This is a genomic window from Variovorax terrae (assembly GCF_022809125.1).
In the GTDB taxonomy this organism is placed as follows: Bacteria; Pseudomonadota; Gammaproteobacteria; order Burkholderiales; family Burkholderiaceae_C; genus Variovorax_A; species Variovorax_A terrae.
The window spans coordinates 1,325,706-1,342,090 of the sequence record NZ_JALGBI010000001.1; the positions used below are offsets into that span (position 1 = coordinate 1,325,706).

Annotated in this window: 12 protein-coding genes and 1 pseudogene; 3 read left to right on the top strand and 10 right to left on the bottom strand. The window is 69.5% G+C overall.

Going from position 1 to position 16,385, the window contains the following annotated elements; all coding sequences use genetic code 11:
- Positions 1-16: 16 nt before the first annotated feature.
- The 3 genes from nrdR to MMF98_RS06250 form a co-directional block, all read right to left on the bottom strand.
- Entirely contained in the window at positions 17-466 is a 450-nt protein-coding gene (gene nrdR, locus MMF98_RS06240) for a transcriptional regulator NrdR (RefSeq protein ID WP_243305381.1), read from the bottom strand.
- Between the two features lie 6 nt (positions 467-472).
- A complete protein-coding gene (gene glyA, locus MMF98_RS06245) occupies positions 473-1,717 on the bottom strand; it encodes a serine hydroxymethyltransferase (RefSeq protein WP_243305382.1) in 1,245 nt (414 codons plus the stop codon).
- 247 nt (positions 1,718-1,964) lie between these two features.
- The gene (locus MMF98_RS06250) at positions 1,965-2,777 is read right to left on the bottom strand and encodes a lytic transglycosylase domain-containing protein (RefSeq protein WP_243305383.1); all 813 of its coding nucleotides are present in this window, start codon (positions 2,775-2,777) and stop codon (positions 1,965-1,967) included.
- 916 nt (positions 2,778-3,693) lie between these two features.
- On the opposite strand from MMF98_RS06250, the gene MMF98_RS06255 reads away from it, so the two are divergent.
- The 3 genes from MMF98_RS06255 (at position 3,694) to MMF98_RS06265 (ending at position 10,855) form a co-directional block, all read left to right on the top strand.
- Positions 3,694-7,473: a DUF748 domain-containing protein gene (locus MMF98_RS06255; RefSeq protein WP_243305384.1), complete on the top strand. Its 3,780-nt coding sequence runs from the start codon at positions 3,694-3,696 to the stop codon at positions 7,471-7,473.
- Between the two features lie 94 nt (positions 7,474-7,567).
- The gene (locus tag MMF98_RS06260) at positions 7,568-10,381 is read left to right on the top strand and encodes a DUF349 domain-containing protein (protein WP_243305385.1); all 2,814 of its coding nucleotides are present in this window, start codon (positions 7,568-7,570) and stop codon (positions 10,379-10,381) included.
- Between the two features lie 15 nt (positions 10,382-10,396).
- Complete coding sequence (locus MMF98_RS06265) at positions 10,397-10,855, top strand: GNAT family acetyltransferase (RefSeq protein WP_243305386.1); 459 nt, start codon at positions 10,397-10,399, stop codon at positions 10,853-10,855.
- A 52-nt stretch (positions 10,856-10,907) separates the two neighbouring features.
- Here MMF98_RS06265 and MMF98_RS06270 read toward each other — a convergent pair whose 3' ends face one another.
- From MMF98_RS06270 to MMF98_RS06300, 7 genes and pseudogenes are all read right to left on the bottom strand, one after another.
- The gene (locus MMF98_RS06270; RefSeq protein ID WP_243305387.1) at positions 10,908-11,702 is read right to left on the bottom strand and encodes a M90 family metallopeptidase; all 795 of its coding nucleotides are present in this window, start codon (positions 11,700-11,702) and stop codon (positions 10,908-10,910) included.
- Entirely contained in the window at positions 11,702-12,472 is a 771-nt protein-coding gene (locus MMF98_RS06275; protein WP_243305388.1) for a UDP-2,3-diacylglucosamine diphosphatase, read from the bottom strand. Before MMF98_RS06275 ends, MMF98_RS06270 begins: the two co-directional genes overlap by 1 nt.
- A 13-nt stretch (positions 12,473-12,485) precedes the next feature.
- A complete protein-coding gene (locus tag MMF98_RS06280; RefSeq protein ID WP_243305389.1) occupies positions 12,486-12,992 on the bottom strand; it encodes a peptidylprolyl isomerase in 507 nt (168 codons plus the stop codon).
- A 2-nt stretch (positions 12,993-12,994) separates the two neighbouring features.
- Positions 12,995-13,543 carry a peptidylprolyl isomerase gene (locus MMF98_RS06285; protein WP_423837612.1) on the bottom strand — a complete coding sequence of 183 codons (549 nt, stop codon included), beginning with the start codon at positions 13,541-13,543 and terminating at the stop codon, positions 12,995-12,997.
- 78 nt (positions 13,544-13,621) lie between these two features.
- Positions 13,622-14,386 (bottom strand): annotated as a pseudogene (locus MMF98_RS06290) (caspase family protein); the annotation flags it as partial.
- A 19-nt stretch (positions 14,387-14,405) separates the two neighbouring features.
- Positions 14,406-15,074 carry a peptidylprolyl isomerase gene (locus MMF98_RS06295; protein WP_279343542.1) on the bottom strand — a complete coding sequence of 223 codons (669 nt, stop codon included), beginning with the start codon at positions 15,072-15,074 and terminating at the stop codon, positions 14,406-14,408.
- On the bottom strand, positions 15,071-16,321 hold the full coding sequence (locus tag MMF98_RS06300) for a L,D-transpeptidase family protein (protein WP_243305390.1): 1,251 nt from the start codon (positions 16,319-16,321) through the stop codon (positions 15,071-15,073). The genes MMF98_RS06295 and MMF98_RS06300 overlap by 4 nt, the downstream gene beginning before the upstream one ends.
- Between the last annotated feature and the right edge of the window lie 64 nt (positions 16,322-16,385).

The following is a 16,385-nucleotide window of genomic DNA, read 5'->3' on the forward strand; positions in this document are numbered from 1 at the left end:
GTCAACAGCGCCGCCCCTACCGCCTCACCTCATCCACCAGTGTCTTGAACTCGTCAATGTCCTCAAAGCTCCGGTAGACGCTCGCAAACCGGACATAGGCCACCTTGTCGAGCTTCTTGAGTTCGCGCATGACCAGTTCGCCGATGCGGTTGGAGGCGATCTCGCGCACGCCGAGGTTGAGCAGTTTTTCCTCGATGCGCTCGATCGCGCCGTCGGTCTGCTCGGTGCTGACCGGCCGCTTGCGCAGCGCCAGGTGCATGGAGGCAATCAGCTTGGTGCGGTCGTAGTCGATGCGCCGGCCGTCCTTCTTGACGACCGTGGGAAAGTTGACGTCGGGCCGCTCATAGGTCGTGAAGCGCTTCTCGCAGGCGCCGCACTGGCGGCGGCGGCGGATGAAATCCCCTTCCTCGGACACGCGCGTCTCGACGACTTGCGTCTCGGGGTGGCCGCAGAAGGGGCATTTCATGGGAGATCAGCGGTAGACGGGGAAGCGGCTCGTGAGTGCGTTGACTTTTTCCCGCACGGCCGCGATGTTGGCTGCGTCGCGCGGGTTGTCCAGCACGTCGGCGATCAGGTTGGCGGTCAGGCGCGCTTCCTCGTCCTTGAAGCCGCGCGTGGTCATGGCGGGGGTGCCGATGCGCACGCCGCTGGTGACCATGGGCTTTTCCGGGTCGTTGGGGATGGCGTTCTTGTTGATGGTCATGTGGGCGTCGCCCAGCACGGCCTCGGCTTCCTTGCCGGTGATGCCCTTGGCGCGCAGGTCCACCAGCATCACGTGGCTCTCGGTGCGGCCGCTCACGATGCGCAGGCCGCGTTGCGTGAGCGTCTCGGCCACGATCTGGGCGTTCTTCAGAACCTGCTGCTGGTAGGCCTTGAATTCGGGCGCCAGCGCTTCCTTGAAGGCCACGGCCTTGGCGGCGATCACATGCATCAGCGGGCCGCCCTGCAGTCCGGGGAAGATGGCGCTGTTGATGGCTTTCTCGTGTGCCGCCTTCATCAGGATGATGCCGCCGCGCGGGCCGCGCAGGCTCTTGTGGGTGGTGGAGGTCACCACATCGGCATGCGGCACCGGGTTGGGGTAGATGCCGGCGGCGATCAGGCCGGCGTAATGGGCCATGTCCACCATGAAGATGGCGCCAACGTCCCGGGCCACCTTGGCGAAGCGCTCGAAATCGATGCGCAGCGCATAGGCCGAGGCGCCCGCGATGATGAGCTTGGGGCGGGTCTCGTGGGCCTTGCGCTCCATGGCGTCGTAGTCGATCTCTTCCTTGTCGTTCAGGCCGTAGCTCACCACGTTGAACCACTTGCCGCTCATGTTGAGGGCCATGCCGTGGGTCAGGTGGCCGCCTTCGGCCAGGCTCATGCCCATGATGGTGTCGCCGGGCTTCAGGAAGGCGAGAAACACCGCCTCATTGGCCGAGGCGCCGCAGTGCGGCTGCACGTTGGCGGCTTCGGCGCCGAAGATCTGCTTGACGCGGTCGATGGCCAGCTGTTCGGCCACATCCACATGCTCGCAGCCGCCATAGTAGCGGCGGCCGGGGTAGCCTTCGGCGTATTTGTTGGTGAGCTGCGAGCCTTGGGCCGCCATGACGGCCGGCGAGGCATAGTTTTCGCTGGCGATCAGCTCGATGTGGTGTTCCTGGCGCGCGTTTTCGGCCTGGATGGCGGCAAAGAGTTCGGGGTCGGTTTGCTCGACGAGGATATGGCGTTGGTACATGGCAGTCCTTAAAGACAACGGGCCTTGCATAAAACAAGGGCTGCCCAGGCGAACGGCTGAACGCCTCGGTCCCAAGGACTCGGGCGGTACGCTTCCCAGTGGTTTTTGCCGGCTTCATCCGGCAGCCGTCCGGGGAATGGTTCCCGCGGAACTCCACGTCAGCGGCGGCTTGCCCAACGGGCGGCCGCGCCTATCGCCAGTCGCGTACCCGCCCAGTGTAACTGACCTGCGCCCGCCGGTCGGCGGCTCAGGATTGGGAGAGCAGGGCGACCTTGTCTTCGCCGCTGTCCGGCTTGGCCGGGGGGCCGACCGCGGGAATGCTCTGCGGCGGCGGCAGCGGGCTGGCCCGGCCGGTGGCGACCTGGCGCAGGCGCACGTGCTCGGCCATCACCTTGCCGGCATAGCCGCCGTCGTCCTCGATGTTCGCGGCGCCCACGTAGTAGCGCAGGCCGCCTTCCAGCGAACCGGCGCGGGCGATGCATTCCTGCAGCACTTTTACGCCCACGCGCAGGTTGGTCACCGGGTCGAAGGCGGCGAGCTTGCCGCCGAAGCTCTCGTACTTGTCGCTGTGCACGCGGGTCATCACCTGCATCAGGCCCTGGGCGCCGACCGGGCTCTGGGCGAACGGGTTGAAGCCCGATTCGATGGCCATCACGGCCAGGATCAGCGTCGGGTCGAGCTTGGTGCGCTCGCCGATGTCGTAGGCCTCGGCCACCAGCGCGCTCACCGGCTCGGGCGCGACGCGGTACTTCTTGCTCAGCCAGTAGGCCACGGCGGCCTGCTGTTTGGGCAGATCCTTGGGGTTGGCCGCGGTGGCGCGGTCAATGGCTTCGGCGTTCACGGGCAGCCCCAGAGTGGCTTCCTGGCGCGCCTGCAGCCAGCCGATGAGTTTCGTTTCGCCAGCCTGACGCAGGTCAGGGCGGGCAGTCAGGGTGATCACGGAAAACACCACCGCCAGCCCCAGGAGGGCGAAGCCGTTGTGCGTGATCTCAAAAAAGCCCTGGGCGACATCGGATGCGAAGGTTCGCAGGCCCTGGGCGATTTTTCCTAACGCTGTCATAGCACTTCCTTTCTACGCGCGGGCCTGCTTCGCGATGCGGCTCGGGGGCAGCATCGCAGCAACAGGCTCCTCGTTTGGATTGGTACGCAATCAGCATCCTGCTCCGTCTTCAAGACTTATGGCAGCAATGCGACTTAGCCGGGTTCGGCAGCGGATTCGGGTTCTCCCTCGGTCTTTGGAGGGACTGGCGGATTCTAGGGTGCTTCAAAATACCAAGTCAATTATTAAAAATTAGTCATTAATATCAAAAATGGTATTAAAAATCGAACTTTGGAGCCCCCTGGAAGGCCGAAAAAGAGGGGGCCCGGGCTCGTCGCATGGAGCCTGAAGATTGGTGTTTGCTATCGAAATGAGAGCGACAAAGGACCACTGTGAAAGGACATTGGGGGATTTTGGTTGTTTTTCGGGCGGAACGAGCACTCCCATCACCTCCCGCCACCCGCACACCGCGCCGGGCCGGGCCCGGCAGGAAGGGCTGCCGATGTAACAGGTGTTGGGGAGTTCGCCCTACGGCCCGGTTCGAGGGGCTCCGGACCCAGGCCAGCCTGCGCAGGCCGCGAATGAGGATTCAAGCGGCCTTGTCAAGACAAAATCGGCAATCGCGCCCGGAGCCATCATTGAAAAGTCAATTTGAATTCCCTCTGGCGCTTTGCTAAGTTGGCAGGGCCTGAGCCATCAGGCAAACGCCGGTAGGAGCCGTTCGCGCGGTAGCCCCGGCACTTCATGGAAGCAATCTCTTGCTTCCGACGCAACGTGGGACTCGACTCTCCCCGTTGCGAACCCAGACGGCAAAGACATTACGTCAGCCGTCAAGCCCGGCGGCCAGGCTTCAGGCTTACCGTCCGGGCTTTCTTTTTGTCCCTTCCGCCTGCAACAAGGCATTGACGTTTTCAGGCCCGCGCTGAAAACTCGGGGGATGGACATCGATGCAGTAAAAAACAACAAATGGTTCAGAAGGGTGGCCTGGGCCGTGGGAGGGGTGCTGGCGCTGTGGGGGATCGGCTGGCTGGCCGTGCCGCCCCTCGTCAAGAGCCAGGCCGAGAAGATCGCCACCGAGAAGCTGGGCCGCCAGGTCACCCTTGGCGCGGTCGACTTCAAGCCCTGGACGCTCGAACTCACCCTGAACGACCTGGCCATCGCCGGCGCGAACGGGGCGCCGCCCCAGTTGCTGATCAAGCGTATCTATATAGATGGCGAACTGCAGTCGCTGCTGCGGCTGGCGCCAGTGGTCGACGCGGTGGAGGTCGAGGCGCCCCAGCTCCGGCTCACGCACCTGAGCGACGGCCACTATGACATCGACGACATCCTGGCGCGCCTGAGCCAGCCCTCCGGCCAGCCGCCCGGCGAACCGCCCAGGTTCGCGCTCTACAACCTGGCGCTGACGGGCGGCTCGGTCGACTTCACCGACCAGGCCGTCCACCGCACGCACGAACTGCGCGAACTCAACCTCAGCGTGCCGTTCCTGAGCAACCTGCCGTCGCAGCGCGAGGTCAAGGTCGAGCCGCGGCTGGCCTTCCGGCTCAATGGCAGCAGCTTCGACTCCTCGGCCGTCGGCACGCCCTTCACCCAGGCCCGCAAGACCGACGCCAGCATCAAGCTCGCGGGCTTCGACCTCACGCCCTACCTCGGCTACATCCCGGCCAGCGTGCCGGTGAAGCTGCAGGCCGCCACGCTGGACGCCGATGTCCGGGTGGCCTTCGAGCAGACGCCGCGCATCGCCGTGCGGCTCAGCGGCACCGTGCAGGCCAGCCGCGTGAAGCTGGCCGATGCCCGGGCGCAGGAGCTGCTGGGCTTCGAGACGCTCAAGCTCACGCTGGACGACGTGCGGCCGTTCGAGCAGACGGCCCGGCTGGCCGCCGTGGAACTGGATTCCCCCAGCCTGGCCGTGCGCCGCGACAAGGCGGGGCGGCTCAACCTTGATCTGTCCGGCACGCCGGAGGCGCCCCAAAAGACAGCGGCCAGCGACGCCGCCGCAAAGACCCCCACCGCCAAAGTCTCCCCGGCCGGCGGCTGGAAGATCGATGTGGCCAAGGTGGCCGTGCGCGGCGGCGCCGTGGCCTGGAGCGACGACGGCACCGCGCCGCAGGCCCGGCTGGCCTTGCGCAACGTGGCGCTGGACGCCTCGGGCATCGCCGTGCCGGTGGCCCAGCCGCTGCAGTTCAGCGGGGCGGCCGTGCTCGACAGCCAGCCCGGCCAGGCCAGCCTGAGCTTCAGCGGCACGGCCACCGACATCGCCGCCAGCGTGACCGCCACCGTCGGCGGGGTGCCGCTGGCCGCGGCGGCGCCTTACCTGGCGTCCTTCATCACGCCCGCGCTGGGCGGCACGCTGGACGCCGATCTCGCCCTGCAATGGAAGGCGCCCGCCGGGCCCGGCCAGGCCCCGGGGCTGCAGGTGCAGGCCCGGCAGCTGGTGCTCAACCAGCTGGCCCTGACCCAGGGCCGGGCGCCGCTGGCCTCGGTCAAGAAGATCGAGCTGGCGCAGGCGCAGCTGGATCTGGCGCAGCAGACGCTCAGCGTCGAGAAACTCGCGCTGACGCAGCCGCGGGCCAAGGTCGGGCGCGGCGAGGACCGGCGCTGGATGTTCGAGCACTGGCTCAAGGCCGGCAGCGCCGCGCCGGCGGCGGCGCCCGGGCACCGGCCGGGCGGGGCGGCGGACAAGCCCTGGGGCGTGGCCCTGGGCGAGGTGACGCTCGACGCCGGCGCCCTGTCCTACCTCGACCAGGCGACGGCCAGGCCCGTGGCGTTCGAGCTGACCGGCCTGAAGCTGCAGATGAAGAACGTCGCGCCCGACAGCGCCAAGCCCTCGCCGCTGACGGTGTCGGCCCGCCTCGGCGCCGGCCGGACCGAGCCCGGGCGGCTCGACTACCGCGGCACGCTGGCGCTCAAGCCGCTGGCCGCGCAGGGCCGGGTCGATGCCCAGCGCCTGCCGCTGCACGCCTTCGCGCCTTACTTTGCCGATGCCCTCAATATCGAGCTGCTGCGCGCCGACGCCAGCTTCAAGGGCCAGGTGCGCTATGCCGACGGCAAGGCCGGCCCGGCGCTCAAGCTCAGCGGCGACACCGCGCTGGAGGAGTTCCGCGCCAACAGCGTGCCGGTGGACGCGCCGCCGCAGGAGGCCGCCGCGGGCAAGGGCGGCCTGGCGATCAGCGAGGAGCTGCTGAGCTGGAAGGCGCTGAGCCTGCGCGGCCTGGAGGTCTCGCTCACCCCCGGCACCGCCACCACGGTGGATGTGCGCGAAACCACGCTCAGCGACTTCTTCGCCCGCGTCATCATCAACGAGAACGGCCGCATCAACCTGCAGGACCTCGTGAAATCGAGCGCCGCCACCGGCACGGCCACCGTGCCGGCGGCCACGACCGGTGCCGCGGTTGCTACCAATTCGATAGCAACCAACGACCCGGCGACGCGGACATCCGGCCAAAAATCCGCTTCAACCCCGGTGCCGGCCGGTGCCGCGGCTGCCAGCGTTGCCGCGGGCACCGCCACGGCGGCGCCCGCACCGGTGATCCGGGTCGGCCCGGTCAGCCTGATCAACGGCAAGGTGCTGTTCACCGACCACTTCGTCAAGCCCAACTACTCGGCCGACCTGAGCGACCTCACCGGCAAGCTCAGCGCGTTCTCCTCGGTCTCGCCCCAGGGCTCGCCGCAGCTGGCCGACCTGGAGCTGCGCGGCCGCGCCGAAGGCACGGCCTCGCTCGAGATCCTGGGCAAGCTCAACCCATTGGCCAAGCCGCTGGCACTGGACATCAAGGGCAAGGTGCGCGACCTCGAACTGCCGCCGCTGTCGCCGTACTCCATCAAGTACGCGGGCCACGGCATCGAGCGCGGCAAGCTCAGCGTGGACGTGGCCTACCTCGTCAAGCCCGACGGCCAGCTCACCGCGAGCAACAACCTCGTGCTCAACCAGCTCAGCTTCGGCGACGAGGTCAAGGGCGCGCCCGCCAGCCTGCCGGTCAAGCTGGCGGTGGCGCTGCTGGCCGACCGCAACGGCGTGATCGACATCAACCTGCCCATCAGCGGCTCGCTCAACGACCCGCAGTTCAGCCTCGGGCCGATCATCTTCAAGGTCATCGTCAACCTCATCGTCAAGGCCATCACCTCGCCGTTCTCGCTGCTGGCCAGCGCCTTCGGCGGCGGCGGCGACGAGCTCAGCATGGTGGCCTTCGCGCCCGGCAGCGCCATGCTCTCGCCCGACGCACGGCAGGGGCTGGACAAAGTGGCCAATGCCCTGACCGACCGGCCTTCGCTCAAGATGACCGTGGTCGGCACCGCCAGCCTGCAGGCCGAGCGCGACGGCTACAAGCACGAACGCCTGAAGGCGCTGGTGCAGGCCGAGAAGCGCCGCGCCGCCGTGCTGGCCGGACAGACCGCCACCGGCGTCATCACCGTGAGCGAGGCCGAATACCCGGCCCTGCTCAAGGAGGTCTACAAGCGTGCCGACATGCCCAAGCCGCGCAACCTGATCGGCATGGCCAAGGACCTGCCGCCGGCCGAGATGGAGGCGCTGCTGCTGGCCAACATCCCGGTCAGCGACGACGTGATGCGCGAGCTCGCGCTGCAGCGCGGCGTGGCCGTCAAGGACTACCTGGCCACGAAGAACCTGCCGCCCGAGCGCCTGTTCCTGGGCGCGGCCAAGGCGGTGGCGCCCGAGGCCAAGTGGAGTCCGCGCGCCGAATTGAGCCTTGCCACGCAGTAATGCGTGGCCGGCGCTCGCCGCATTCGCCAAATAGCGGCGAAAATAGCGGCTTGACCGCCGCGGCGGCCCGGCCCTCTTCCAAAATAACTGTTCCATGCTCCGTTTTCCTGCCTTCAACAAAACACCCGAAGCTCCTGAAGTGACGCCCGCTCCCGCCAAACCTCAAGAAACCCATCCGCTCGACGCCCTGACCGGCGGCGCTTTCTCCGCCTCCACCTCGGGCGAGCGCGCCGCGCGCATCCGCGAGTGGCTGGCCGGCAACCCGGCGCCCGAGCAGATGCAGGAGGTCTTCAAGGAACTGAGCGCGCGCGACAAGGGCGCCGCCCGGCCGCTGCGCGAGAAGCTCGACGAACTCAAGCGCGCCAAGGGCCAGGAGGCCATGGCCATCGAATGGGCCGACAAGGCGCAGGCCCTGCTGGGCGCGCCGCGCCTGAACATCGCCGACGCCCTGGCCTGGCAGCGCGACGCCGCCAAGGCCGGCGCGCCGCTGTCCAGGGAGCCGCTGGCCACGCTCAAGGGCCAGCTGGCCGACCGCGTGAAGGTGATCGAGGACCTGCAGCACCGCACCCAGGTGCAGCGCGAGGCCGCCGTGCTGCTGGCCCAGCGCATCGAGGTGCTGTCCACCAAGAGCTGGAAGGACGCGCAGGCCGCCTGGGAGGTGCTGCGCGCCGACGTGGCGCACTGGCAGGAGCAAGCCGCCGCGATCGCGGTGGACGCGAGCTGGCCCAGCGTGGACGCCCGCTTCCCGCCGTTGCTGGAGGCCTCCAAGGCCCAGCTGCTGGTGGTGTGGGAGGCCTTCCAGGCCGCGCTGACGCAGGCCGCCGCGGCTGCCGAAGACGGTGCCGCGCCGCTGCCGCCGGTGCCGGTGTGGGCCGACGAGCTGCGCCTGGCGCGCGGCGTGCCGGTGGAAGCGCCGCCGAAGCCGGCCAAGCCCAAGGTCGATCCCGAGCTGCGCGCCCGCGCCACCCAGGCCGTGCGCGACGCGCTCGCCAAGGTCGAGCAGGAAACCGGCCAGGGCCACGGCAAGGCCAGCGCCGGCGCGGCCGCCGCGCTGCGCAACGCGCTCAAGGAACACGGCAAGCTGATCGACGACAAGCTCGAGAACCAGGCCCATGCCGCGCTGGCCGCCGCCGGCGAACTCGAAGGCTGGCAGCGCTGGCGCGCCGACCAGTTGCGCGAGGAACTGGTGGCCAAGGCCGAGGGCCTGTTCGAGCGCGCCGCGCCGGCCGAAGGCCAGGAGCCGCAGCCGCCCAAGCCGCGCCTGGGCGGGCGCAAGATGCAGGAAACCCTGCGCACCCTGCGCGAGCAGTGGAAGCAGACCGACCAGGGCGGCGCGCCCAACCACGCGCTGTGGAAGCGCTTCGACGACGCCTGCAACGAGGCCTACAAGGTGGTCGAGGCCTGGCTCGAGAAGGTCAAGTCCGAGTCGGCCGAGCACAAGGTGCAGCGCCTGGCGCTGATCGAGGAAGTCAAGGCCTGGAGCGCGGCCAACGCCACGGCGCTGGACGACGACTGGAAGGGCTTTGCCCGCATCCTGCACCAGTTTGCCGAGCGCTGGCGCGAGGCCGGCCACGTGGGCGAGAAGGCCTTCGCCGAGCTGCAGCCGCAGTGGAAGGCCGCCATCAATGCCGCCCATGCGCCGCTGGAGGCCATGCAGAAGCAGAGCCTGGAGCGCCGCCACGCGATGATCGACGAAGCCAGCGCGCTGGGCGCCGCGCCGCTGCTGCGCATCGACGCTGTCAAGGCGCTGCAGCAGCGCTGGCAGGCCGAGGCCCAGGCTGTGCCGCTGGAGCGCAAGCACGAGCAGAAGCTGTGGGACGCCTTCCGCCGGCCGATCGACGAAGCCTTCAACCGCAAGACGGCCGAACGCGAGAAGGCCGCCAGCGCGCTGAGCGAGCGCGACCGCGCCGTGCTCGACGCCGCCAAGGCGCTCGAGGCCGCCAATGCCGGCGGCGATGCCCAGAAGATCCGGGCCGCCATGAACGAGCTGGAAGCCGCGCTGCGCGGCCAGGCGCAGGCCGCGGCCGTGGTGACCGCGCAGGCGGCCGAAGCCGCGAAAAATGAATCGAATCAGGCGGAAGTCCAGGCGCAGCGGTCATCGGATGCTACTGAAACCGTAGCAAGCGAGGCTGCGCCCGAGACCGCGGCCGAGGGCGAACCGGGCACCGAGCCGGCGGCCGAGGCTGCCCCCGCGGCACCGGCCGTGCCGGCCAAGGCGCCGCCCAAGCCCGTGATCGCGATGCGCGGCGACGACCGCCCCGGCATGAAGAAAGCCGAGCCGGCGCAGGCCGGGCGCGGCGGCAAGTTCGGCGACCGCAAGGGCGCGCCGGGTGGCCGGGGCGATGCCCGCGGCGGCCCGCGCGGCGCCGGCGACAACCGCTTCGAGCCGCGCCGCGACGAGCGTGGCGCGGGCCGTTTCGGCGACCGCCCCTCGTATGAAGACCGCGGCCCGCGCCTGGGCGATGCGGCGTTCCGCGCCCAGCGCGAGGCGCTCGAACATGCCCAGCTGGCCCTGAAGAAGCTCGCGGCGCAGGCCCATGGCGAAGCCCTCACGCAGTTGCTGGGCGCCTGGGAGCAGCGCGCGGCCGACCAGTTGCCGAGCCAGCAGGAGCTGGGCCGCGCCGTCACGCCGGCCGTGCGCACGGCCTGGGCCCAGGCCGTGGGTGCCGCCCCCGCGGGCGATGCCGGCGACAGCCTGCTGCGCCTGGAGATCGCCGCCGAGGTGCCGACCCCGGCCGAGCACCTGAACGCCCGCCGCATGCTGCAGCTGCAGCTTCTGACCAAGCGTAACGATCCGTCGCCCGCGCAGACCTGGGGCCAGGATGCCGGCCGCGTGCTGGCCTCGGCCCACGACGCGGCCACCGCGCGCCGCCTGCAGAACGCGCTCAAGGCGTTGCTGCGCAAGTAAGGGCGGTTGCGGGACGTGACGGCCCCGGCGCCTTCATCTGCGCCATCCCCCGCGCTCGCCATCCGGCCCTTCGAGGCCGGGGACGAGCCGGCGGTGGTGGCGCTGTGGCAGGCCTGCGGGCTGGTGCGGCCCTGGAACGATCCGCATAAAGATATCGCGCGCAAGCTCACCGAGCAGCCCGAGCTGTTCCTGGTCGGCACGCTGGCGGGCGAGGTGGCGGCCACGGCCATGGTCGGCTTCGACGGCCACCGCGGCTGGGTCTACTACCTGGCGGTGGCGCCGGGCCGCCAGCGGCTGAGCCTGGGCCGCCGCCTGATGCAGCAGGCCGAGCAGCTGCTGACCGCGCGCGGCTGCCCCAAGATCAACCTGATGGTGCGCAGCACCAACTCCGGCGTGATCGAGTTCTACCGCAAGCTCGGCTACGCGGCCGATGACGCGGTGCCGCTGGGCAAGCGGCTGATCCCCGATCTCTGAATATTGGCGTTGCTACTGATTTGATAGCGGCCGATGACCACTGGACGCGGACCTACGGCTGATTGGGCTTGAAAAACCCGTCCAGCAGCGGCAGCAGCGCCGCAAACTCGCCGGCGAAGCGCTCGCGGTTCACGAAGTAGGCCTCGCAGGCCACGGCGAAGAACTCGTCGATCGACTGCGCGCCGTAGGGGTCGAGCCAGGTTGGCTCGCCGCCGAAGCGCTCGGCGATGATGGTCTTTTCGCGGAAGGCCTCGTACTCGCGCTGCATCACGGCCAGCCACGCGCTGCGCGCCGCCCGCGCGGAGGGCGCGCCCAGAAAGCCGGCAGGCAGCGGCGGGCAGCCGTCGGGCAGGCCGTCGCGCATGTCGATCTTGTGGGCGAACTCGTGGATCACCACGTTGTAGCCCGCGTCGGCCGAGGCGCCCGCGTCGGCCACGTCGGGCCAGCTCAGCATCACCGGGCCGCGGTCCATCGCTTCGCCGCTGAGCACCTCGTCGTAGTGGTGCACCACGCCTTGCTCATCCATCACGGTGCGGCGCGCCACCACCTCGCCCGGCTGGATCACGATGCCGACGAAATCGTCGTACCAGTCGAGCCCGAGGTAGAGCACCGGCAGGCAGGCCTGCACGGCCACGGCCGCGGCCACTTCATCCGTGATGGCGAAGCCCTGCGCGCCGTGGAATTCCTTGCTGCCCAGGAATTCGCCGGCGAGCGTGCGCAGGCGCGCCAGCTCGGGCGTGGAGAGCCGGCCCAGGAACGGGTAGCGCGCCAGCGTGGACTGCCACAGCGCCTCGGGCAGGGGGCGCGCCGCGTGCTGCCGGCGGCGCCGGCGCAGCCAGCCGAACATCAGCGCACCTCGAGGCGCTGCAGCCCGGCGGCCGTGAGGCGCAGCGCCTGCGCGCGCGGCGGCTCGGCGGCGGCGTCCCAATCGCTCAGCACCACGCGCCGCAGCGCGGCGCCGAGGTCGTGGTCGGCCGGCCGGTGGGTGTGGCCGTGGATCAGCGTGGCGGCCTGGGCGGCCTGCAGCCAGGCGCGCGCGGCCGGGCCGTCTAAGTCGGCATAGACCGCGCCCGAGCGCTTGCGGGCCTCGCTTTGCGCGCGGATCGAGCGCGCGACGGCCTGGCGCTCGGCCAGCGGCCGGGCCAGGAAGGCCTGCTGCCAGGCGGGGCTGCGCACCTGGGCGCGAAAGGCCATGTAGTCGGTGTCGTCCAGGCACAGCGCGTCGCCATGCGACAGCAGCCAGCGCTGGCCGGCGAAGGCGAGGGCGGTGGGGTCGGCGAGCAGGCGCGCGCCGCAGCGCGCGAGGAAATCAGTGCCCAGCAGGAAGTCGCGGTTGCCGTGCATGAAGAACAGCTCGAGCCGCTGTGCAGCCTGGCGCATCGCGTCGGCGCATGCCGTCTCGAAGCCCGGCGACAGCGCGGCGTCGTCGCCGACCCAGACCTCGAACAGGTCGCCGAGCATGAACACGGCATCGGCCGGGGTGGTGTCAAGGTAGCGCTGCCAGGCCTCGACGGTGGCGGGCTCGGACGGCTGCAGGTGCAGGTCCGAGATGAAGTCGACCGTGCGCCAGCTCGCGGGCGCCTGCAGCTCCGCGATCGGCGGCACGGTCAGGGACATGGACGCCCGGCCGTCAGAGCGCGACGGCCTTGTCGATGACGACGTCTTCCTTCGGCACGTCGTCGTGGAAGCCCTTGCGGCCGGTCTGGACGGCCTTGATCTTGTCGACCACGTCGGCGCCGCCCACCACCTTGCCGAACACCGCGTAGCCCCAGCCCTGCGCCGAGGGCGCGGTGTGGTTGAGGAAGCCGTTGTCGGCCACGTTGATGAAGAACTGCGCGGTGGCCGAGTGCGGCGCGTTGGTGCGCGCCATGGCCACGGTGTAGTTGTCGTTCTTCAGGCCGTTGTTGGCCTCGTTGTCGATCGGCGCGTCGGTGGGCTTTTGCGTCATGCCGGGCTCGAAGCCGCCGCCCTGGACCATGAAGCCCGGGATCACGCGGTGGAAGATGGTCTTGTCGTAGTGGCCCTTGTTGACGTAGCTCAGGAAGTTGGCGACCGACTTGGGCGCCTTGTCCTGGTCCAGTTCGAGGGTGATGACGCCGAAGTCGACGATGTGCAGTTCTACTTTGGGGTTGGCCATGTTCATTTCTCCAGAGTGGCTGTGTTGATGACGACCGGTGTGACCGGCACGTTGTGGTAGGGCGAGCGGCTGGCGGTGGGGACGGTGCGGATGCTGTCCACCACGTCCATGCCCGCGATCACGCGGCCGAACACCGCGTAGCCGTCCGCCGCGCCCTTGGCGTTCAGGGCCTCATTGTCCCTGACATTGATGAAGAACTGCGCCGTGGCGGAATGGGGGTTGCTGGTGCGTGCCATGGCCAGGGTGCCGCGCTCGTTGCGCAGGCCGTTGGCGGCTTCCAGCGGGATGGGCGCACGCGTGCTCTTCTCCCGCAGGTCGGCCGTGAAACCGCCGCCCTGGATCATGAAGCCGTCGATCACGCGGTGGAAGACCGTGCCTTCGTACTGGTGCTCGCGCACGTACTGCAGGAAGTTCTCCACGCTCTGGGGCGCCTTGTCGGGATAGAGTTCGAACACGATGTCGCCCATGGAGGTGCCCAGGCGCACGCGCGGCGCGCCGCTCACGGCCGGCGGCAGGGCGGCGGGCGGGGGCGTCAGCGCGGCCGTGGTCACTGGCGGGGCGGGGGGCGGCGTGGCCGGCGCCGGGCGCGCGGCGCTGTCGCTGGCGGGCGGGTAGAAATAGAAGTCGCCGATCACCTGGTCGTAGATGGCCGGCACCTGGGTGTGGCCGACCGAGCGGGCCAGGGTGTTGACTTCGGCGCGCACCTGCTTGAGCACCCGGTCCACCGGCAGGCCGGGCGTTTCCATCTGCCGGGCGAAGACGCGGGTGAACAGGCCGTTGCGCACCGGGTCGCTCGGGCCGAGCCGGTCCAGCGCCTGCTGGCCTTCGCCAGCCGAGTAGATCACCATCTGGCCGTCGGCGCCACTGACGCCGGTCAGGCCGCGCCCGCCGATGCTGCGGCCCGTGCCCTTGAACGGGTTGTCGCGGCAGGCGTCGATCACGGCCAGCATGAAGCGCGGGCGCTGCTCGCGCAGGTCTTCCATCACCTGGCTCAGGGGCAGGGCGTCGTCCTTGACCTGGTTCTCGCTGTCGCTGCGCACGTCCACCGGCAGCAGGTAGTTCATGGGGCCGATCTGCACGCCGTGGCCCGCGAAATAGAACACCACCTCGTCGCCGCTGCCGACGCGGCTGCGGAAGTCGCGCACGCGGTCCTTGAACTGGCGCAGCTCCAGGTTCTTGTGCAGCGTCACGCTGTAGCCGGCCTTGCGCAGCGAAGCGGCCATCAGGTCGGCGTCGGCCGCGGCGTTCTGCAGCGAGGGCACCCGCGCGTAGCGGTCGTTGCCGATCACCAGCGCCAGCCGGCCGGCGTGCGCCGCCCAGGGCGCCAGCAGGCCGGCCAGGGCCGCCAGCAGCAGGCCGAACGAGGTGAGGCGCCGCAGCAGGGCCGTGTGCATGATGGTCGCGCCCGGTGCCTTACTTGAGGAGCACCGCCTGCTTGATGAAGACGGGCGTGACCGGCACGTTCTCGTGCGGGCCCTGGGTCGAGGTGGGCACGCCCTTGATCTTGTTGACCACGTCCATGCCGCTCACCACCTTGCCGAACACGGTGTAGCCGAAGAGCTGCGGCGCGTTGACGAGGTTGGCGCGCGGCACGTTCTCGTAGGTGCGGCCGCCGTACTCGAACTTGGGCACCGGGTCGCCGGGCGGGATCGGGGTGGGGTCGAGGAAGGCGTTGTCCTTGACGTTGATGAAGAACTGCGCGCTGGCCGAGTTCGGGTCGCCGGTGCGGGCCATGGCAAGGTAGCCGACCTGGTTTTTCAGGCCCTTGGCCAGCGCCTCGCGTCCCTCATGGGCGATGGGCGGGCGGGTCTTCTTCTCGGCCATCTTGGCGTCGAAGCCGCCGCCCTGCACCATGAAGCCGTCGATCACGCGGTGGAACACCGTGCCGTCGTAGTGCTTGTCCTTCACGTACTGCAGGAAGTTCTCCACCGTCTTCGGGGCCTTGTCGGGATAGACCTCGACCGTGAAGTCGCCCATCGAGGTGCTGAACTTCACCTTCGGGGCGCCTGGCGCCGCGATGGCGGTGGCGCACAGCGCCAGCGAAGCGGCGGCCAGAACGGCGCGGCGTGCAATGCCTGTCATCCAATCACTCCTTCAAAGAATATCTTCCACTGGCTGCCCTGGCGCACCCAGTACTGGCGCTTGGTGGGGCCCGATCTGGCGCCCTCGGCGACCTCGCCGAAGGTTACCACCATGGTATCGGCGCTGTCGGTCCAGCGCAGGTAGGACAGGTCCTTGAGCACGATGTCGCGCCCGCGCGTGCGGTCGAGCTCGCCCTTGAGCACCGGCGTCCACTCGGCCAGCGTCTTGCCGTAGCTGTTGAAGTCGGGCGTGTAGAAGCTCAGCAGCCGCGACATGTCGCCGCTGGCCTTGGTGGTGCGCCAGGCCTGCAGCGTGTTCTCGAAGGTCTTGCCTTCGGCCTGCGTGCTCTGCGGCGGCACCCAGTGCAGCTGCGGGGCGATGATCACCGGCGTGGTGCGCACCTCCACGGTGTCGATGATGCGCTGCAGGTCCGGGTTGGTCAGCGCCACGCAGCCGTCGGTGGCCTTGGGCGCGCGCGCGAACTGGCTGGGAGGCGTGCCATGCAGCCAGATGCCGCTGCCGGTCTTGCCGCGCTTCATGTCGTAGGGGTTGGGGTAGTTGATGGGCAGCGCACCCGCGCCGTAGAAATCCTTGAGCGATTTCGGGTCGAGGTTGCTCATCACGAAGTACACGCCCAGCGGCGTGCGCAGGTCGCCCTCGACCGACTTCTCGATGCCGGACTTGCCGACGGAAACGTAGTAGTCGGCGATCAGCTTGAGGCCGGTGTCGGTGTTCTCGAACAGGTACAGCCGCGCGCGCGAGGCATCCACCGCGATCGCATGCTTGTTGCGCGGCGACAGCGCCAGGAACTGCGAGGGGATCGCGCCCGCGGGCGGCCGCTCGCGCAGCGCCTTGAGCCGCAGCTGCGACTCCTCGCGCAGCTCGGCCAGCAGGGGCGCGGCGGCGTGTGCCGTGGTGTCGGGCACGTCGCCCAGCATGCGCACCGGGCGGGCCCGCGCGGCCAGCAGGTCGCCGTAGACCAGTTGCGCGAGCTGGAAGTTCGGGTGGTCCTTCACCAGGCTTTCGGCCTGGGCCAGCGCCTCGCGCCCGCGGGCCTGGCCGACCAGCTTGTAGACCGCGATCAGGCGGGCCTCGGCCTCGCCGTCGCGAGCCACGCGCTTCGCCGGTGCGGGGCGCGCGGCCTGCGCGGCGGACGGCGGCTTGCGCTTCTTGGCGGCCTGCGCGGGCGGCACGGCCGCCAGCAGCGAGAACGCTATCAAAAATATAGCTGGTGATGCCCGTTTCATGCGGACTTGGGGGCGATGATGTTCAAAAACAGGAGCGGCGCGCGGGGCGACCGCCCGTTGCGAG

What these genes read in the sequence shown, in the direction of transcription:
- MMF98_RS06280 (WP_243305389.1), bottom strand. Translation starts at nt 12,992, where the DNA reads ATGGCCAACCCCAAAGTAGAACTGCACATCGTCGACTTCGGCGTCATC.
- MMF98_RS06260 (WP_243305385.1), top strand. Translation starts at nt 7,568, where the DNA reads ATGCTCCGTTTTCCTGCCTTCAACAAAACACCCGAAGCTCCTGAAGTG.
- MMF98_RS06300 (WP_243305390.1), bottom strand. Translation starts at nt 16,321, where the DNA reads ATGAAACGGGCATCACCAGCTATATTTTTGATAGCGTTCTCGCTGCTG.
- MMF98_RS06275 (WP_243305388.1), bottom strand. Translation starts at nt 12,472, where the DNA reads ATGTCCCTGACCGTGCCGCCGATCGCGGAGCTGCAGGCGCCCGCGAGC.
- MMF98_RS06255 (WP_243305384.1), top strand. Translation starts at nt 3,694, where the DNA reads ATGGACATCGATGCAGTAAAAAACAACAAATGGTTCAGAAGGGTGGCC.
- glyA (WP_243305382.1), bottom strand. Translation starts at nt 1,717, where the DNA reads ATGTACCAACGCCATATCCTCGTCGAGCAAACCGACCCCGAACTCTTT.
- MMF98_RS06295 (WP_279343542.1), bottom strand. Translation starts at nt 15,074, where the DNA reads ATGACAGGCATTGCACGCCGCGCCGTTCTGGCCGCCGCTTCGCTGGCG.
- MMF98_RS06250 (WP_243305383.1), bottom strand. Translation starts at nt 2,777, where the DNA reads ATGACAGCGTTAGGAAAAATCGCCCAGGGCCTGCGAACCTTCGCATCC.
- MMF98_RS06270 (WP_243305387.1), bottom strand. Translation starts at nt 11,702, where the DNA reads ATGTTCGGCTGGCTGCGCCGGCGCCGCCGGCAGCACGCGGCGCGCCCC.
- nrdR (WP_243305381.1), bottom strand. Translation starts at nt 466, where the DNA reads ATGAAATGCCCCTTCTGCGGCCACCCCGAGACGCAAGTCGTCGAGACG.